The 17,534-nt window shown below is 69.8% G+C and carries 19 protein-coding genes and 4 tRNA genes; 15 read left to right on the top strand and 8 right to left on the bottom strand.

Translation table 11 applies throughout. The features are described 5' to 3' along the window. The first annotated feature begins 176 nt into the window (after window positions 1-176). Together phaR and J2847_RS00370 are read left to right on the top strand one after the other, a co-directional pair. Window positions 177-797 carry a polyhydroxyalkanoate synthesis repressor PhaR gene (gene phaR, locus J2847_RS00375; protein ID WP_085556131.1) on the top strand — a complete coding sequence of 207 codons (621 nt, stop codon included), beginning with the start codon at window positions 177-179 and terminating at the stop codon, window positions 795-797. A gap of 172 nt (window positions 798-969) precedes the next feature. Next, window positions 970-1,188, top strand: coding sequence for a hypothetical protein (locus J2847_RS00370; RefSeq protein WP_209776197.1), 219 nt, complete (start codon window positions 970-972; stop codon window positions 1,186-1,188). Between the two features lie 46 nt (window positions 1,189-1,234). On the opposite strand, the gene J2847_RS00365 is transcribed toward J2847_RS00370, so the two are convergent. From J2847_RS00365 to mepA, 8 genes are all read right to left on the bottom strand, one after another. Then, on the bottom strand, window positions 1,235-2,401 hold the full coding sequence (locus tag J2847_RS00365; protein WP_209776194.1) for a glutathionylspermidine synthase family protein: 1,167 nt from the start codon (window positions 2,399-2,401) through the stop codon (window positions 1,235-1,237). Between the two features lie 360 nt (window positions 2,402-2,761). Next, a complete protein-coding gene (locus J2847_RS00360; protein WP_209776191.1) occupies window positions 2,762-3,118 on the bottom strand; it encodes a hypothetical protein in 357 nt (118 codons plus the stop codon). A gap of 189 nt (window positions 3,119-3,307) precedes the next feature. Further along, window positions 3,308-3,383 (bottom strand) — tRNA-Ala (locus J2847_RS00355). Between the two features lie 4 nt (window positions 3,384-3,387). Next, window positions 3,388-3,474: transfer RNA gene (locus tag J2847_RS00350), tRNA-Leu, on the bottom strand. A gap of 120 nt (window positions 3,475-3,594) precedes the next feature. Then, a tRNA-Ala gene (locus J2847_RS00345) sits at window positions 3,595-3,670 on the bottom strand. A 3-nt stretch (window positions 3,671-3,673) separates the two neighbouring features. Next, window positions 3,674-3,760 (bottom strand) — tRNA-Leu (locus tag J2847_RS00340). 130 nt (window positions 3,761-3,890) lie between these two features. After that, a complete protein-coding gene (locus J2847_RS00335) occupies window positions 3,891-4,832 on the bottom strand; it encodes an SAM-dependent methyltransferase (RefSeq protein WP_209776189.1) in 942 nt (313 codons plus the stop codon). Between the two features lie 190 nt (window positions 4,833-5,022). Beyond that, complete coding sequence (gene mepA / locus J2847_RS00330; protein ID WP_209776187.1) at window positions 5,023-5,988, bottom strand: penicillin-insensitive murein endopeptidase; 966 nt, start codon at window positions 5,986-5,988, stop codon at window positions 5,023-5,025. Window positions 5,989-6,345: 357 nt separating this feature from the next. Here mepA and J2847_RS00325 point away from each other — a divergent pair, with 357 nt between their 5' ends. The 13 genes from J2847_RS00325 to J2847_RS00265 all read left to right on the top strand — a co-directional run bounded on the left by J2847_RS00325 (window position 6,346) and on the right by J2847_RS00265 (window position 17,517). Further along, a complete protein-coding gene (locus J2847_RS00325; protein ID WP_085556125.1) occupies window positions 6,346-6,714 on the top strand; it encodes a hypothetical protein in 369 nt (122 codons plus the stop codon). A 752-nt stretch (window positions 6,715-7,466) separates the two neighbouring features. Beyond that, entirely contained in the window at window positions 7,467-9,368 is a 1,902-nt protein-coding gene (gene nifA / locus J2847_RS00320; RefSeq protein ID WP_209776185.1) for a nif-specific transcriptional activator NifA, read from the top strand. Window positions 9,369-9,463: 95 nt separating this feature from the next. Beyond that, window positions 9,464-10,354, top strand: coding sequence for an adenylate/guanylate cyclase domain-containing protein (locus J2847_RS00315; protein WP_233474201.1), 891 nt, complete (start codon window positions 9,464-9,466; stop codon window positions 10,352-10,354). 256 nt (window positions 10,355-10,610) lie between these two features. Then, the gene (gene nifB / locus J2847_RS00310) at window positions 10,611-12,170 is read left to right on the top strand and encodes a nitrogenase cofactor biosynthesis protein NifB (RefSeq protein ID WP_411800552.1); all 1,560 of its coding nucleotides are present in this window, start codon (window positions 10,611-10,613) and stop codon (window positions 12,168-12,170) included. Window positions 12,171-12,226: 56 nt separating this feature from the next. Next, the gene (locus J2847_RS00305) at window positions 12,227-12,418 is read left to right on the top strand and encodes a 4Fe-4S dicluster domain-containing protein (protein WP_085556122.1); all 192 of its coding nucleotides are present in this window, start codon (window positions 12,227-12,229) and stop codon (window positions 12,416-12,418) included. 75 nt (window positions 12,419-12,493) lie between these two features. After that, window positions 12,494-13,057 (top strand): hypothetical protein, encoded by a 564-nt coding sequence (locus tag J2847_RS00300; RefSeq protein WP_233474200.1) that lies wholly within the window; start codon window positions 12,494-12,496, stop codon window positions 13,055-13,057. Beyond that, window positions 13,054-13,878, top strand: a complete 825-nt coding sequence (locus J2847_RS00295) for a 4Fe4S-binding leucine-rich repeat protein (protein ID WP_209776183.1) — start codon at window positions 13,054-13,056, stop codon at window positions 13,876-13,878. Before J2847_RS00300 ends, J2847_RS00295 begins: the two co-directional genes overlap by 4 nt. A 32-nt stretch (window positions 13,879-13,910) precedes the next feature. After that, on the top strand, window positions 13,911-14,222 hold the full coding sequence (locus J2847_RS00290) for a nitrogen fixation protein NifZ (protein WP_209776180.1): 312 nt from the start codon (window positions 13,911-13,913) through the stop codon (window positions 14,220-14,222). Window positions 14,223-14,303: 81 nt separating this feature from the next. Beyond that, window positions 14,304-14,612, top strand: coding sequence for a nitrogen fixation protein NifZ (locus J2847_RS00285; protein WP_085556119.1), 309 nt, complete (start codon window positions 14,304-14,306; stop codon window positions 14,610-14,612). Continuing rightward, the gene (locus J2847_RS00280) at window positions 14,609-15,760 is read left to right on the top strand and encodes a cysteine desulfurase family protein (RefSeq protein ID WP_209776179.1); all 1,152 of its coding nucleotides are present in this window, start codon (window positions 14,609-14,611) and stop codon (window positions 15,758-15,760) included. The genes J2847_RS00285 and J2847_RS00280 overlap by 4 nt, the downstream gene beginning before the upstream one ends. A 45-nt stretch (window positions 15,761-15,805) precedes the next feature. Next, a complete protein-coding gene (gene nifT / locus J2847_RS00275; RefSeq protein WP_209776176.1) occupies window positions 15,806-16,015 on the top strand; it encodes a putative nitrogen fixation protein NifT in 210 nt (69 codons plus the stop codon). 5 nt (window positions 16,016-16,020) lie between these two features. Continuing rightward, complete coding sequence (locus tag J2847_RS00270; protein ID WP_209776174.1) at window positions 16,021-16,305, top strand: hypothetical protein; 285 nt, start codon at window positions 16,021-16,023, stop codon at window positions 16,303-16,305. Next, a complete protein-coding gene (locus J2847_RS00265; protein WP_209776172.1) occupies window positions 16,306-17,517 on the top strand; it encodes a DegT/DnrJ/EryC1/StrS family aminotransferase in 1,212 nt (403 codons plus the stop codon). It abuts the gene before it with no gap. The last annotated feature ends 17 nt before the right edge of the window (window positions 17,518-17,534 follow it).

The following is a 17,534-nucleotide window of genomic DNA, read 5'->3' as shown; positions in this document are numbered from 1 at the left end:
TCGGGCCGCCACGCAATCGTCATACGAAAGGGCCGACCGACTCCCGGACCGGTCCTGGATCCGGGTCCGTGGCGGCCGCCATGCGGCGGCGCGGCACTGGACAAATTGCTACGCCTTCGAGTAGTCCTAAGCACGGAACGATTTCCGCCGAACGTCCCTTCTTGAAAGATTCCGCGATGGCCGACAAGGAAGACCAGAAGTCCGCTCCGATCACGATCAAGAAGTACGCCAACCGGCGGCTTTACAACACGGCGACCAGCAGCTACGTGACGCTCGACCATCTCTGCCAGATGGTGAAGGACGGGCTGGATTTCGTGGTCTATGACGCCAAGACGGGCGAGGACATCACCCGCTCGGTGCTCACCCAGATCATCGTCGAGGAAGAGAGCAAGGGCCAGAACCTGCTGCCGATCAGCTTCCTGCGCCAGTTGATCGGATTCTACGGCGACAACATGCAGTCGGTGGTGCCGCGCTACCTGGAATATTCGATGCAGGCCTTTTCGCGCAACCAGGAGCAGATGCGCGATTATTTCCAGAACACGCTGGGCGGCATGTTCCCCTTCGGCCGGCTGGACGAGGTGAACAAGCAGAACATGGCGATGTTCGAGCGGGCCATGCGCATGTTCACGCCCTTCGGCGTCGCCGGGTCGGAGGAACCTCCGGCCGCCCCCGGCACCCCGCCCCGCCCCGCCCCGGCGCCGGCCGCCGGCGGCCTCGACGAATTGCAGAAACAGATCGACGCCTTGCAGAAGCAGATCGCCAGCATCGCCCAACCGGGGAAATCCGACCCGAAGTGAGCGGACATCGGGGACGGGCGCGGGCCGGAAGGCGGGGGCATACCCCGCCTTTTTTGTTGCGCCGGCGGAGGCATCGGCGCACCGTCACGCGGGTGAGGGGCAGCGTTTTCTTCCACGCGCTGTTGTCGGTTCGACAGACCGGCACAGCCGCCGGCACAAGGAGGAACCGACCATGAGCGCCGAACTGACCGTCTCCATCACCCTGAATTCCGACGACCCGCACAGCGTCACCCGCTTCGAGGACAGCCTGCGCAACTGGCTGGAGCAGCAGCCGGGCGTGACCGGCATGGCCATCGCCGACCAGGGCAACGACATCGCCAACGAGCATGTCTGGCGCGCCGCCCGCAAGGCCACCTTCGGCCCCAGCCTGCGCAATCCCTTCGCCCCGTAAGGCGGCCCCCGGCGGCCCCTTCCTTCGCGGGAAAGGGCCGCGCCCCTCACCCCCGGAACAGGTGCGGCACCATTGCCGACTCCGGCCCGACCCACGGGGCCGCCGCCTCCCGCACCGCCATGCCCAGGCACTTGTCGCCGACGACCCAGGCGTGGAGCACCGCGCGGGTGTCGTCCTCGCGGAAGCCGTGCGGAGTCTCCAGCCACACCGTCCCGTGCGACGTCACGCCCTCGCCGTCGTCGGCGACCATCACGCCCTGCTCGACGATCCGCTGGGGGGCGGCGTCCAGCCCGAACAGCGAGCGCGCGGTCACCGCGTCGCACGGCCCGAGCGCCGCCCCGTCCAACGCCGCGCGGCACAGGTTGGGGTGGCGCGGGTAAAGGTGCGACAGCACCGCCAGCAGCCCATGGTTCGACCACAGCCAGCACCAGAGCGGCGACAGCACGCTCATGCCGCCGCTGCGCAGCCGCTGGAGGAAGACGTCCTCGCTCAGCCCGTCCCACGGATAGAGCTTGGCGAGCCAGGAGATCGCCTGCCCCTCGTCGTCGAGGAAGCGGCGCCCGTCCCAGCCGACCGTCTGCAAGGGCAGCAGCCGCGTTCCGATCCCCGCCTCGGCCGCCGTCGCGGCCAGATAGACCAGTTCGCCCTCGCGCACCGGGTCGGGGGTGGCGCAGGTCAGGTGGACATGCCCCCGGCCCGGCTGGCCGGCCGCCAGTTCCTCCCAGCGCTCGACCAGGGCCTCGTGCAGACCGTTGAACTGGTTGGCGTCGGCGGCCATCGCCTCGCGCCAGTTGCGCTGGATCAGCGAGGCGGCGAACAGCCCCTCCGTCGTGTCGTAGTTGCAGCCCAGCAGCTTGACCGTGTCGCGCCCGTCGTAGGACAGGGTCAGCCGTCCGGCCAGCCCGCCGGCCCGCTCGTTGCGCCGGCCCGCCGACCAATAGTCGGACCAGGACGCCTCCAGCATCCGCACGGCCTCGCCACGGATGCCGAGCGCCCCGAACAGCTTGTTGTCGACGACATGGCGGACGGCGCCGCCGATCATGGTGTGGAGTTCGTCGGCGACGCTCTCGATCAGGTCGATCTGCGAGGCGGTGAACTCGTAGCAGACATCCTCGCGCCAGCCGGCGCCGGCCGACATCGCGCGGACGCCATAGGGGTATTTGCGGAGCCCCGGGCGCCAGTCGGCCCGCGGCTTCATCGTCGTTCTGCGCATGGAAGGCCCGGCCCGTCCGTATCAGCGGGAAAGCGGCGACGGCGCCAGGGCGCCAGCGGTTCGGACGGAGGCGGGACGGAAGGCCGCTCCAAGGGCCGCTCCAAAGGCTGGAGACAGCGGCGGGAAGGCGACGGGCTGCGGGCTGGTCAACGGTCCTCTCCGAACGGCTTCGGCACCCGGGCGGGGGCCCGGTCGCGCAACGCTCCGGCTTCGCTCGCCGGTCGCGGGCGCATCGTCATGCCCGTATGTACCCTGCGCGCGCCCCCCGCGCCATACCGCATCCGCAATAGCGCCACGGATCCGGCCCGCCCGGCGCCGACGTCCGGATCACGCCCCGCCCACACCCGGTCCACACCCGGTTCAGACCAGGGCGGCCGTTCCGTAACGGGCCAGCGACCGCATGGCCCGCGCCGCCAAGCGCCCGCGCCTCAGCCGCAGCGGGGAAGCGGGAACCTCCGGCAGAACCGGATCGGAGGACAGCGCGTCGGGCGGCAGCAGGATGGAGCGGCGGGTGCGGCGGGCCGACAGCAGGAGGCGCATCACCTCCTCCTCCGACACCGTGCGGTGGGCGGGGCCGGAGGCGAGGCTGGCGGTTTCGCGCAGGGCGGCCATCTGGCCCAGGGCGCCGGTCAGCCCCTTGCTCGTCGCCGTCAGGGCGGCTTCGTCATAAAGGGCGAGAACAAGCGTCCTCAACCCGGCCTCCATCCGTGTGGACATGGGCGCGGCTCCGGAAAATACAGGGGGTGAAGTTGCGCCCCGATTATCCGTGCGCGCCCCTCTTCCGGCCATGGTTGCCAAGGGGGTAACACCTTGGGCGCCGCCACCTGATGCCGCAATGCCACAGAATGGCCCCAGGAAGTAATCTTTTCACTTTGGGGAAGTCCCGCCCTGGTCGGCGGGAAGAAATGGTGGAGCCGAGGGGGATCGAACCCCTGACCTTCGCAATGCCATTGCGACGCTCTCCCAGCTGAGCTACGGCCCCAATTTGGTGCGCTTGGAGGGAGTCGAACCCCCACGGCCTTTCAGCCACTAGGACCTGAACCTAGCGCGTCTACCAGTTCCGCCACAAGCGCATCCGCGTTACCTGGGGGTAACGCTTCGGTATCAACACCCTGACACGGCAAAGCCGCGCAGAAGCAAAAGCAAACACTTCCCTAACCAAACACCACCTCAACCCGCCAAGCGGGAAGAAATGGTGGAGCCGAGGAGGATCGAACTCCTGACCTTCGCAATGCCATTGCGACGCTCTCCCAGCTGAGCTACGGCCCCTTTTGGTGCGCTTGGAGGGAGTCGAACCCCCACGGCCTTTCAGCCACTAGGACCTGAACCTAGCGCGTCTACCAGTTCCGCCACAAGCGCGTCCCGCGTTACTTGGGGTCACGCGGGGCGCTCTATGTACCCAGCGGAGACGCCGGGCACAAGGGAAAAACGCATCCCCCGAAAGATTTTTCCCGAAGGGGGCGGAGGCGGCCCCGGACGGTGGAAAAAGTCACTCCGCCGGCTTGATCGCGTAGAAGCGGAAGACGCGCATCCCGGCCTCGATGGCGGCGACGCGGCGCACCCACATCTCGACCTCCTCCATCACCGCCAGCTTGGTGGCGACGTCCATGTGATGCTTCTCCAGATGCTCGACGAGCCCCTGGATGGCGACCAGGATGAGGTTGCGGTGGGTGTCGGAGATATCCTCGGCGATGCGCAGGTCGAGGTTCCGCTGGGCGAAGGCGTTGGCCATCCGGTCCTTGTCCCACAGGTGCGGCTGCATCGGCTCCTTGTCGCACCAGAGCTGGATCGCCTTGGCGCCGATCTTGTCGGGCTCGGCGATGTAGTCGGTCATCAGGATATGGCCGCGCGGCTTGAGCACGACCTCGATCCCGTCGAACATCTGCTCCTTGTCGCGGACGGCGAACAGGCCCTCCTTGTAGACGATGGCGTCGACCCGCTTGGGATAGCCGAAATGCTCGGGATTGAAGGTCTCGATCGGCGCCTTCTTCTCCAGCCCCGCCTTGAAGGAGCGGACCATGCCCTCCTTGGCCAGCAGCTCCGACGCCTCCAGCCCGGTGACCCAGCAGCCGAACTTGCCGGCCATGGTGCGGCTGGTGCCGCCCAGCCCGGCCGCCAGATCGAGCACGCTCATCGCCGGGTTCAGGCCGAGCGGCTTCACCAGATAGGGGATGTGCTCCGCCCCGCCCGGCGTGTTGAAGCCCTCGCCCCACAGCTTCTCCGCCACCTCGATGCGGGTCGCCGTCCACAGGGGCTTGCCCCAGCGGTTGATGCCCGGCCCGTGCCCCGTGGGAGCGTCCGGAGGCGGAGGCGGGGGCGCCTCCGCCTTGCCGCCCTTGCGGCCGGGAAGGTCGTACCCCTCCCACCAGGCGTGCAGCCGTGTCTTGAGGGTCGGCCCCTGGCCGGAGGAAGTCCCGTTCTTGTCCGTCATCGCCACCGCCCGCCCCGTTGGCCTCCCCGCCGGCCCCGCTCCGCCAGCCGCCCCGCCGGCCGATCACACGCCGCCCGGCCGTGGGCGGCGCTCCCCCATCGTGGTTGATCCGTCCCGTTCGGACACACCAGCCGCAAGAAAGTTTTGCATCAACAGGTTAACTGGGTGTTATTGCCGCGCAAGCGGAAAGTCACCGCGGCACCGGCGTCACCGTGTCGCCCCGCGGGCTGGACGGGAACGGGCTGGCGGGCAGCGAGGCCACGCGCGTGCCGGCGGCGCGCAGCACCGGCTCGCAGGCCGCCGGCACGTTGGCGGTGCGCGGGGGCGGGCGGACTCCCGGCGGCCGCTCGATGGCCGGCGACGCGCGGTCGAGCCAGGAGGCCAGCTCCTCGCCGCAGCCGTCGCCCTCGGGCTGGACCGCCTGTTCCTCGCAGCGCGGGCTGCCGGGCGGGCAGCTCAGGCGAACGTGCATGTGGCCGTCATGACCGTGCCAGGGGCGCAGCTTGTTCAGAAAGCCGCGATCGGGCCAGGAGCGCTCGCACATGGCCTGCTTGATCGCCGGGTTGACGAAGATGCGGGCGACGCGCGGGTCGCTGGCGGCGATCTGCACCATCCGCGCCTGCTTGTCCGACCAGCCGGCCGTCACCCGCATGCGGTCGTAATCGACATACTTGATCTCCTCCAGCCGCTCGCGCGCCGCGCGTCCCATCGGCGGCAGGTCGAGCCGCAGCCAGATGTCGGCGTCGAGCCCGATCTGGTGGCTGGCGTGGCCCATCGGCATCGGCCCGCCGCGCGCCTGCCCCATGTCGCCGATCAGCGCGGTGCCGAGCCCGGCGGCGGCGACCTTGCGGCCGATGTCCCTCAGCGTGTCGAGCAGGACCGGATGGCCGTAGTTGCGCTGGCGCGACAGGCGGATCACCTGATAGCCGGCGCCCTCCCCGGCCAGCGCCCGAGCCCCGGCGATGCAGCCGGCGGCGTAGCCGCCGATGGACTGCGGCAGGCCGAGCGAGGGGCTGGAGACGGCCGCCCAGGCGACGCTGGTGGCGTAGGCGGGGACCTTGCGGACCGGCTTCTTGCGGGTCTTGGCGTCGGCGCCGCCGGCCAGGGCCGCCACCGCGACGACGCACGCGAGCACCCCAACGGCCAAACGCTTCATGGTTTCCCCCAACCGCAGCCGGCCCCTGGCGCACCGGGCTGTGGTTTATACCGGGCGGACGGTTAAGGAATGGTGGAGGCCACGCCGCCCCTTCAACCGGGCGTCCGGCGATACCGCTTTCAGGGCGAAGATCGGTCGGGGCTCATCCGGATGGATTTCCTAACCATGTTTGCCGTAAGCCGCCGGGCAGCCCACCGCTTGCGCCTCCAAATGAACAATGGTTAACGCCCCGAGAAAGTGAAGAAATAAAAATCCGCATTCCGCTTATTAAATTTTTCTTCTTTGTTCATTGACACGAACTGATTTCTTGATGAGAAAATTGAGGTACCCCGTTTTCCTTATCACCGGAGATACACCGTGAAGGCTTTCGTCGCCAAGAGCACCGCTTTCGCCGCCGCTCTGTTCCTGATGCACGGCGCCGCTCTGGCCGGGCAGCAGGATTTCACCATCGTCAACAAGACGGGCTATGCCCTGAAGCACATCTACGTCTCCGAATCGAACAACAACAACTGGGACGAGGACATCCTCGGCCGCGATCTTCTGGAAGACGGCGAGTCCTTCGACGTTTCCTTCGCCAAGGCCGAGAAGACCTGCAAGTGGGACATGAAGGTGGCCTACGACGACGGCGAGACCGCGACGTGGCAGGCCCTGGACCTCTGCCAGATCTCCAAGCTGACCCTGAAGTGGAACAAGAACACCGGCGTCACCTCCGCCCTGAAGGAGTGAGGCCGGCGGGGCGCCGCGGTCCGGCGCCCCCCGCTTTTCCGGGACGCCTCGAGGAACGGCGCCCGTGCCGTGGCGCACACGGTGGATGAAGACCATCTCCGGGAGCCGGCCGCGGCGGCTCCACCCGCAGCCCGCCCCTCTCCCTTCGGGGATTCGCCCCCGCCTCCGCCGCTCGGGCTTGCGGTCCATCCGTTCAAGATCCGCTCCCATCCGGACACGGGATCCGGCGCCGATGGTCCCGGTGGACGGCGACCGGCGCCGGCGCGCCGAGCGGCACCGCGCCGCCCGCGCCGTCCGAGGCATTCCGCGACACCGCACCCAATCAATGGCGCCGTCACGGTCAGGCGGGCGACGGCGAGGCTCCGCTCCGCGAGGACGCCCATGGCGGCGGCGACGATCTCCTGATGGCCGTTCCCCTTGCGGCGGCGCCAGCGCGGGTCGGGATCAAAGGCGCGACATTCCGTCATCGGCCTTGCGGCCAGGAGCGAAAGCCCACGAAAGTCATTGTGCGGCGCAGCAGATCCTATGCGAAAAGGCTTGCCTTTCCGCGAGCACTCACAGAAACTTTCCACCGGCCGTTCGCACACAAGGCTGTGCGGTCGGCCGGGCCAATCGGGAAAAGGGCAGCCGGATCAACGGTTGCCGCTCCGCCGGGAGGAAAGGTTCAAGGCGCTGTCGCCAGGGCCTGTGACGCGGTGTCCACAACCCGACACCCGCCGACAAGGCCCTCAGCCAAGCGAGGGGATCGACCCATGCCGAGTGCCGCGCGTTCATCCCAGTCCGCGTCCTCCTCCAGCCTGGAGCTGCTGACGATCTACGAGGTCAGCAAGATCCTCGGCTCGTCGCTCGACCTCGAACAGACGCTGCGCGAGGTGCTGCGGGCGCTGTCCTACCAGCTCCAGATGCAGCGCGGCCGCGTCTATCTCCAGGGCGAGGACAACAGGCTGCGGCTGGTCGCCGCGCACGGCCTCTCGAAGGAGGCGCTGGCGCAGGAGATCGATTTCGAGGCCGGCGAGGGCGTCACCGGCCGCATCCTGAAGACCGCCATGCCGGTGGTCATCCCCAATCTCGCCGAGGAGCCGCTGTTCCTCAACCGCTCCGGCGGGCGCGACGACCTCGACGAGCAGGTCGCCTCGCTGGTCGGCGTGCCGATCAAGGCGGCCGGAACGGTGGTCGGCGTGCTGACCATCGACCGCATCTCCGACGAGGGGACGGGCGGCCATTTCGGCGCCGATGTGCGGTTCCTGACCATGGTCGCCAACCTGATCGGCCAGACCGTGCGGCTGCACCGCACCGTCGCCGAGGAACGCCGCTTCATGATGCGCGAGACCTTCCGCGTCCAGAAGGAGCTGCGGCCGGTGGTGGCGCCGGTCAACGACGTGGTCTGCACCAGCCCCAACATGGTCGACGTGCTGGCCCAGGTGCACCGGGTGGCGCCCTTCAAGTCGACCGTGCTGATCCGCGGCGAGAGCGGCACCGGCAAGGAGCTGATCGCGCGGGCCATCCACAACATGTCGCCGCGCAAGGACGCGCCCTTCATCCGGGTGAATTGCGCGGCGCTGCCGGAATCCCTGCTGGAATCGGAGCTGTTCGGCCACGAGAAGGGCTCCTTCACCGGCGCCCAGAAGGACCACAAGGGCCGCTTCGAGATGGCGTCCGGCGGCACCCTGTTCCTCGACGAGATCGGCGACATCTCCTCCAACTTCCAGGCCAAGCTGCTGCGCGTGTTGCAGGAGCAGGAGTTCGAGCGGGTCGGCGGGTCGAAGACGATCAAGACCGACGTGCGGCTGATCTGCGCCACCAACCTGAACCTCGAGGAGGCGGTCGGCCACGGCAAGTTCCGCGCCGACCTCTATTTCCGCATCAACGTGGTGACCATCCATCTGCCGGCGCTGCGCGAGCGGCGCGGCGACATCGCGCTGCTGGCCCGCCATTTCGTCGCCAAGTTCGGCAAGGACAACGGCCTGAACCTCGACATCGACGGCGAGGCGCTGGAGGTGCTGAACCGCTGCACCTGGCCCGGCAACGTGCGCGAGCTGGAAAACTGCATCGAGCGCGCCGCCACCCAGTGCCGCAACGGCACCATCCGCCTGCCGGACCTGTCCTGCAGCATGAATCTCTGCAACTCGTCGGTGCTCTTCCAGTACCGCACGATGGGCGCGGCGGTCGGCGGGCTGGCGCCTTCGACCAGCAGCGTGGCGACCAGCCCCGCCAACGCCCGCCTGCCGCAGCCGCCGGCCGGCATGCCCAGCGCGGTTCCGGCACCGGCCGGCACCAACGCTTCGGGCAACGGCGCCTCCTGGCCGGCCTGCGCCACCGGCTGTTCGGCCGGCCCGGCGCCGGTCTGCGCCGCCGGCGTTCCCGCCAAGCCGATGCCCGCCAGCGCGATCCTGCCGCTGCCGGCGCCGGAACCGGCGGGCGGACCGGCCACGCCTGCGATGGCCCGTCCGGTCCCGCCGCCCCAGCCCACCGCCGCGTCCGTTCCCGACCTGCCGGCCGACGAGCCGGAATCGGGTCCGCTGCGCGACCGCCTGCTGTGGGCGATGGAACGCACCGGCTGGGTCCAGGCCAAGGCCGCCCGCCTGCTCGGCATGACCACCCGGCAGGTGAGCTACGCCCTGCGCAAGTACAACATCGAGATCAAGAAGTTCTGACGGCGCGGGGACAGGCCGGGGAAGGCGCGCGTCTGGCGGGGTTTGTGCTATAGGGGTCGGCGACCGCCGCCCCGCCCGCCTGAACGGATCCGGCCTTGTCCACCCTGGAAAAGCCCCTCGCCCTGCTCTTCGTCGACATCGTCGACAGCGTGATGCTGTACGAGCGGGTCGGCGACGCCACCGCCGCCAGCCTGACCCAGAGGATCCTGGCCCGTCTGCGCCGGCTGGTCGACGGCAACGGCGGCGGCGTGATCAAGAGTTCCGGCGACGGGCTGCTCGGCGCCTTTCCGGCGGCGGATGACGGCGTGCGGGCCGCGCTGGCGATGATGGCGGTCCAGGATGAATATGGGCTGCGGCTGCGCGCCGGCCTGCATTTCGGCCCGGTGATCGCGGGGACCGGCGACCTCTACGGCGACGCCTGCAACGTCGCCGCGCGGGTCCAGCAGATCGCCCGCCCCGGCGAGATCCTGGCGACCGAAGCGCTGGCCGCCCTGCTCTCCCCCGCCCTGCTGGCGCGAACCCGGCTTCTCGGCAACGTCGCGATCAAGGGCAAGGCGGCGCCGGTCCGCGTCCACCGCATCCGCCCCGCCGGGGAACCGGAGGAGGCGCCGGACAACACGACGCTGGGCTTTTCCATGGTTCCCGGCACCGCCATGCCGACGCTGCATTTGTCCTACCACGGCCAAATCATCCTGATGAGCCCGACGCTGCCCCGCGTCGCCATCGGCCGCGAGGCGGGCAGCGGTCTGCGCATCGCCTCGCGCCAGGCGTCGCGCCAGCACGCGGTGATCGACTTCAGCCGCGAAAGCTTCCTGCTGACCGACCATTCGAGCAACGGCACCTTCATCCGCAGCGGCGGCTCGCCACCGCTGGTGCTGCGCCGCGATTCGACCAGGCTGGTCGGTCACGGCCTGATCGGCTTCGGCGCCGAGGCGCTCGACGCGCGCCAGGACCATGTCGTCGCCTTCCGCGGCGAGCTGGCCTGACCCCTGCGCCTTCCACGGCCGGCGGCGTGGCCGCGCGCCCCAGGCACCGCGTGTCGCTTCCCCGACAGCGCCCCGCCTTTGTCGCAATGCCGACAGGGCCGGGAAACCCGACAACACCCGCCAACCCTTTGAAAACCCTCTAGTTCCCTCGTTGGCCCCGAACTTGCTTTTAGCCAAGCGACCAACGGTGTCGTCCGGCGAAGCAGGCCAAACGCCATCCCGCGCCGCGGGAACCGGCGCGGCAGGGAAGGAGTGGATGATGGGCAACGTGATTTCGCTCGACAGCATTCTCGGGCTGGGAGAGCTGAAGGCTCCCGCCGAATCGACGCCGGTGGCGGCGTCCGGCTGCTCGTCGTCGTCCTGCGGCTCGTCCGACGGGCCGGCCGACATGGATCCGGCGGTGTGGGAGAAGGTGAAGAACCACCCATGCTATTCGGAAGAGGCGCACCATTACTTCGCCCGCATGCACGTCGCCGTGGCGCCGGCCTGCAACATCCAGTGCAACTACTGCAACCGCAAATATGATTGCTCGAACGAGAGCCGGCCGGGCGTGGTCTCCGAGAAGCTGACCCCCGACCAGGCGATCAGGAAGATCCTCGCGGTGGCGCAGGAGATCCCGCAGCTCTCGGTCATCGGCATCGCCGGCCCCGGCGACAGCCTCGCGGCCGGGGCGAGGAACACCTTCGCGACCTTCGAGCATCTCCAGAAGAAGGCGCCCGACCTCAAGCTCTGCCTGTCCACCAACGGGCTGGCGCTGCCGGAGAACGTCGAGCGCATCGCCCAGTACAACATCGACCATGTGACGATCACCATCAACATGGTCGATCCCGAGATCGGCCGGCACATCTACCCGTGGATCTTCTACAAGCACAAGCGCTGGACCGGGCTCGACGCCGCGAAGATCCTGCACGAGCAGCAGATGCTCGGGCTGGAGATGCTGACGGCGCGCGGCATCCTGGTGAAGATCAACTCGGTGATGATCCCCGGCGTCAACGACACGCACCTGCTCGACGTGAACAAGGCGGTGAAGGCGCGCGGCGCCTTCCTGCACAACATCATGCCGCTGATCTCCGACCCGGCCCACGGCACCCATTTCGGCCTGACCGGCCAGCGCGGCCCCACCGCGCAGGAGCTGAAGGTGGTGCAGGACGCCTGCGAGGGCGGCGCCAAGCTGATGCGCCACTGCCGCCAGTGCCGCGCCGACGCGGTCGGGCTGCTCGGCGAGGACCGCGGCGAGGAGTTCACCACCGACAAGATCGAGGCGATGGGCGAGATCGGCTACGACGAGGAGGCCCGCCGCACCTACCGCGATCATGTCGAGGCCGAGCGCGCCGGCCGCCACGCCTCGAAGGAGGCGGCGAAGGCCGAGGTGCAGGAGACCGTCGGCGCCGAGGCCGCCCCCATCCTGATCGCCGTCGCCACCAAGGGCGGCGAACGCATCAACGAGCATTTCGGCCACGCCAAGGAATTCCAGATCTACGAGGTCGGCCCGAGCGGCGCCAAGTTCGTCGGCCACCGCCGCGTCGACCAGTATTGCGAGGGCGGCTCGGGCGACGCCGACACGCTGGACGGCGTGCTGGCCGCCATCAACGACTGCGCCGCCGTGCTGGTCGCCAAGATCGGCGGCTGCCCGTCCAAGTCGCTGGAGGCCGCCGGCATCGAGCCGGTCGACCGCTTCGCCTTCGAGTACATCGAGGAATCGGCGCTCGCCTACTTCAAGGACCACGCCGAACGTCTCGGCCGGGGCGCGGTGCAAAGCCGCGCCGGCCAGGACGCGGTGATCCGCACCGGGGCGCTGACCGCCCGGCGCGCCTGACCCCTTTCCCGTTTCCCCTTCCCCACAGCCATCCCCGTTTCAGCAAGGAGAGAGCCATGGCCTACAAGATCAAATCCGCCGAATGCACCGTCTGCGGCGCCTGCGAGGCCGAGTGCCCGAACATCGCCATCAGCTTCAAGAAGGGCACCTACATCATCGACCCGACCAAGTGCAGCGAGTGCGAGGGCCAGTTCGACAGCCCGCAATGCGCCTCGGTCTGCCCGGCCGACTGCTGCGTCCCGGCCTGACCAGAAGACGCCCACCTCCCCCGCCCGGCGGGGGAGGATCGGGGTGGGGCAAGCGAGACCTTCCGGAGCGCCGCCATGCTGGACGAGGTGGATGAAGACTGGCTCGCCCGCCGCTATTACGGCGGGGATCTGCCGCCCGAGGCGGAGCGGTGCCTGCATCTGGCCGCCGCCAGCTACGCCGACTCCGCGACGGCGCTCCACCACCTCGCCCGCGCCGCCGAGGCGGCCCCCGGCCACCGGCTGGTCGATCTCGGCCACTACAAGTTCCATTTCTACAAGGCCAACCTCGACGAGGCGCTGGCCTATGGCGAGCGGATGATCGGCCACGCGATGGCCGCCATCGGCCTGAACCACGCCGACTGGCGCGCCGTCACCCCGGCCAGCGCCGACTTCGCCGGGCTGGAGCCCGCCCCCCGCCTGTTCCTCTTCGCGCTCGTCGCCATCGGCTACCTGCAACTGCGCCGGGGCCGCATCGCCGAGGGGCGCGAGGCCCTGACCCTGGTCCGCGCGCTCGACCCCGACGACCGCTTCGGCGCCTCCCGCCTGCTGGCCGTCGCCGACCGCCGCGAGCGGGCCGACGAGCAGGATGACGATTACGAACCCGGCCGCGAGCCCGTCCGCGAGGAGGCCGGCGCATGAGCGACGACGAGATCCTCGAAACGCTCGACTGGCGCGGCAACATGGTGGACTGCGCCGCCTGCGCCCACCGCGACCGCCGGATCGATCCCGAGACGCCGCCGGAGACGGTCTCCAATCCCGACGGCAAACCGGCCGGCCGCTGCCAGCCGCGCCGGGCCTGCGTCCACGACCGCTACGCCAAGCGCATCCAGCGCTTCTTCGAGTGGAACGCGGATCTGGCCGCCGAGCATCTCGGCCACCCCTATTTCGAGGTGCGGGCCAACGCCGCGCGTTTCGCCCCGATCTTCCAGCTTCCCCGGCTGATCGAGGATCCCGACGAGACGGTGCGCGCCACCCTGGCCCGCCGGCTGCCGCGCCGGCTGCTGCTGAAGCTGCGCGACGACCCCGACCGCGAGGTGCGGATCGCCGTCGCCGCCCGGCTGGAGGACGCCGACCTCGCCCCGCTGATGCGCGATCCCGACTGCTCGGTGCGGATGCGCGTCGTGCGCCGCATCCCCGAAGGCATGCTGCCGGCGATGATGCACGACGAGGATCCCGAGGTCCGCGTCGAGGTCGCCCGCCGCGTCGCCATGGACTGGCTGCCCAGCCTCGCCTGGGACGACAGCCCGCGCGTCCGGCTGGTGGTGGCGCAGCGCCTGCCCCCCGCCAAGCTGCACGTCCTGCTGCGCGACGCCGACTGGATGGTCCGGCTCGCCGTCGCCGGGCGCATCGACATCGACCAGCTCGATCCCCTGTTCGACGACCCGGAGGACGAGGTGCGCGCCATCGCCCGCCAGCGCCGCCAGGGCCGCGCCATCGCCAACGACCTGCCGCCGCTATGACGCCCCACTCCCAAGCCAACGGAGCCGCCCGCATGTCCCAGCCCGTCCGCCGCGAGCGCGCCCGCGATCCCAACGAGGCCATCGAGCTGGAAGGCCCCGCCGCCTTCGAGCAGGGCCACAAGGTCCGCGCGCTCAAGGATGTCCGCAACGACGGCACCTATCCGGGGCGCCCCATCGGCGACTTCCTGATCCGCGAGGGCGACGTCGGCTACGTCATCTCGATCGGGACCTACCTCCAGATGTACTACATCTACGCCGTCGATTTTTACGAGAAGCGCGTGGTCGTCGGCATGCGGGCCAAGGAGCTGGAGATCGTCGACGCCCGCTGCAACGACCCGCAATGACCGCCGACCAGCCCCCCGATCGGACCGCCGACCAGACCGACTGACACCCACCGGCCACACCCACCCGGAAGGAGCCTCGCGATGACCGAAGCCGCCACCCCCGCCAAGCCCGGCTTCATCCCGCCGCGCGAACCGCTGTACGACTGGGGCCTGCCGGTCAGCGCGCAGGAGGATCTGTTCAACGACGGCAGCCACCCGCACGCCGCCCCCGGCGCCATCCTGGCCCCCAAGGGCACGCCCGGAATCATCATCCGGATCGGCCGCTCGGAGGAGGGCAACCTCCCGGTCTATCTGGTCGAATTCCCCGGCGGCACCGTGGTCGGCTGCCTGGAGGAGGAGATCGCCCCGTCGGACGGGTCGCGGCGCGGCACGCCGGGGGTGCTGGCATGACGATCTACCTCGACAACAACGCCACCACCGCGCTGGCCCCCGAGGTGCGCGAGGCGATGCTGCCCCACCTGTTCGGCCCGGCCGCCAACCCGTCCAGCCCGCACGGCCCCGGCATGGCCGCCCGGCTGGCGGTCGGCGAGGCGCGCGCCCAGATCGCCGCCCTGATCGGCGCCAAGCCGGCCGACCTCGTGATGACCGGCAGCGCCGCCGAGGCGACGCACGCCGCCATCCTCGGCGCGCTGCGCACGCTGGAGGAAACCGACCACACCCGCAGCCACATCGTCACCACGGCGGTCGAGCACCCCTCGACGCTGGCCCTGTTCGAGGATCTGCGGCAGCAGGGCTGGCGCGTCACCATCCTGCCGGTGAACGCCGACGGGCTGCCCTCGCTGAGCGACCTCGGCGCGGTGGTGACGGAGCGGACGGCGCTGGTCTCCATGATGTGGGCCAACAACGAGACGGGCGTGCTGATGCCGGTGGCCGGCGCCTCGGCCATCGCCCACGCCCACGGCGCGCTGTTCCACACCGACGCGGCGCAGGCGGCCGGCCGGGTGCCGGTCGATTGCGGCATCGCCGACTATCTGACGCTGTCGGCCCACAAGATGCACGGGCCCAAGGGGGTCGGCGCGCTCTACGTCCGCAAGGGCGCGCCCTTCCGCCCGCTGGTCCACGGCCACCAGGAGCGGCGGCGGCGCGGCGGCACCGAGAATGTGCCGGGCATCGTCGGCTTCGGCGCCGCCGCCTCGCTGGCCGCCCTGTGGATGGACGAGGGCGAGCTGGTCGCCTTCCTGCGCGACCGGCTGGAGGCGGGAATCCTCGCCCGCTGGCCCGGCGCCCAGGTCAACGGCGGGCGTGTCGCGCGCCTGCCCAACACCACCAACATCCGCTTCGCCGACGGTCGGGGCCGCCCGGTCGACGCCGAGGAGCTGCTGACCCGGCTCGACCGCGCCGGCATCGCGGTGTCGATGGGCGCCGCCTGCTCGTCGGGCGGCAACGAGCCGAGCCATGTGCTGACCGCCATGGGGCTGAGCGGGGCGGAGGCGTCGGCGAGCCTGCGCTTCTCGCTCAGCCGCTACAGCACGGCGGCGGAGATCGACGCGGTGCTGGGCGAGCTGCCGGCGTTGCACGCCCGCCTCGTCGCCGCGTGAGAGACACAACAACGACAACGAAAACAACGCTCTGGAGTCGAGTTGATGAAAGTGATGATCCGCAAGGTCGCCGAGCAGTACACGATCTACGTCGCCAAGAAGGACCTCGAGGAGCCGATCGTCGAGATGGAGAAGCCGGATCTGTGGGGCGGCTGGGTCAAGGTCGCCAACGGCTGGACGCTCGACCTGCCGGAGCTGCCGGCCGACACCCGCCTTCCCATCACCGTCGAAGCCAAGAAACGCGGCGCGGAGTGATCGTCATGGCCCTGTCCCCCGAGCGGATCGAGAGCATCGCCACGCTGGCCGGCCGGCTGTTCGCCGAGGGCGGCCGGCTGGACACGGTGGTGCGCGCCGTGCGCGACGCGCACCCCGACCTGAAGACCGTCACCGGCGCCCACGCGGCGGTGATGGCCGAGGATCCGTTCCGCGAGGGGAGCGGGTTCGACCTGCATCTGGTCGACGGCAACAACCACTGCTGGCTCATCACCGACAAGCCGGAGCTTGCCACCGGCGTCGTGATCGCCCAACGCGACGAGGACGACTGAATGGACGGCTCACGGGCGGGAGTGGAAACGGCTCCGAACGGCGGCGACCAAGGCGACGACGGCCTCGACGACTTCATCGCGCTGACCGACCCCGACATCTCGGGCGCCGAGGTCGAGGTTCTCGGCCGTGTGCTGACGTCGGGCGGCCTGAGCGACGGGCGGATGACGCGGGCCTTCGAGACCGCCTTCGCGGCCTATGTCGGCCGCGCCCACGCGGTGGCGGTGTCGGGCGGCTCCATCGCCACGCTGCTGCTGCTGAAGGCGCTGGGCATCGGGCCGGGCGACGAGGTGCTGTGCAGCCCCTTCGGCTGGCACCAGGCGCAGCAGGCGGTGGCGCTCAGCGGCGCCACGCCGGTGCTGGTCGACATCGATTACTGGCAGCACACCATCAACCCGGAGAAGGCGGCAGCGCTGGTCAACCCGGCGACCCGCGCCATCCTGGCCGGCAACGTCAACGGCCACCCCGCCCATTGGGACGAGCTGACCGCGCTGGCCAAGGCGCGCGGCCTGATCCTGCTGGAGGATTCGACCGAGGCGATCGGCTCGACCTACAAGGGCCGGATGGTGGGAAGCTTCGGCGAGGCCGCCGTCTTCGACTTCTCCGAGCCCGGCATCCTGCTGGCCGGCCAGGGCGGGATGATCGTCACCGACGACAAGGATCTGGCGCACCGCCTGCGCTACCTGCGCCGCCGCGAGCCGGAGCACCGCAACACCGTGGTCATCACCCGCACCGTGCCGTGGAACGCCGGGATGAGCGACCTCAACGCCGCGCTGGGCCTCGTCCAGTTGAAGCGGCTGCCGGAGATCGTCGCCCGCCGCAACCGGGTGATCGGCTGGTACGACGCGGCGATGGCGAGCTTCGAGGGCATCAAGCCGCCCTACCGCGGCGCCGGGGCCGGGATCGTCAACCCGATGGTCTACAGCGTCCATCTCGGCACGCGCTTCACCGCCTCGGGCCGCCGGGCGATCATCGAGGATCTCGACGGCCAGGGCATCGACGCCTCCGACTACGGCCAGCCTCTGCACACCCAGCAATATTACCTGGAGCGCGGCGCCGGCCGCTCCGACTGCCCGGTCTGCACCAAGACGGCCGACCGGGTGCTGGCATTGCCGCTGCATCACGGGATCACCGAGGATCAGGTCCGCTTCATCGTCGACACGCTGAAGGACGCCTCGGTCAACACCGGAGCGGGTGCCGCGATCTATCTCTGACGCAGGTTCTGAAGGGG

Source organism: Azospirillum agricola (assembly GCF_017876095.1).
In the GTDB taxonomy this organism is placed as follows: Bacteria; Pseudomonadota; Alphaproteobacteria; order Azospirillales; family Azospirillaceae; genus Azospirillum; species Azospirillum agricola.
The sequence above is the reverse complement of the archived record's forward strand: the minus strand, read 5'-3'. Positions and strand labels throughout refer to the sequence as shown.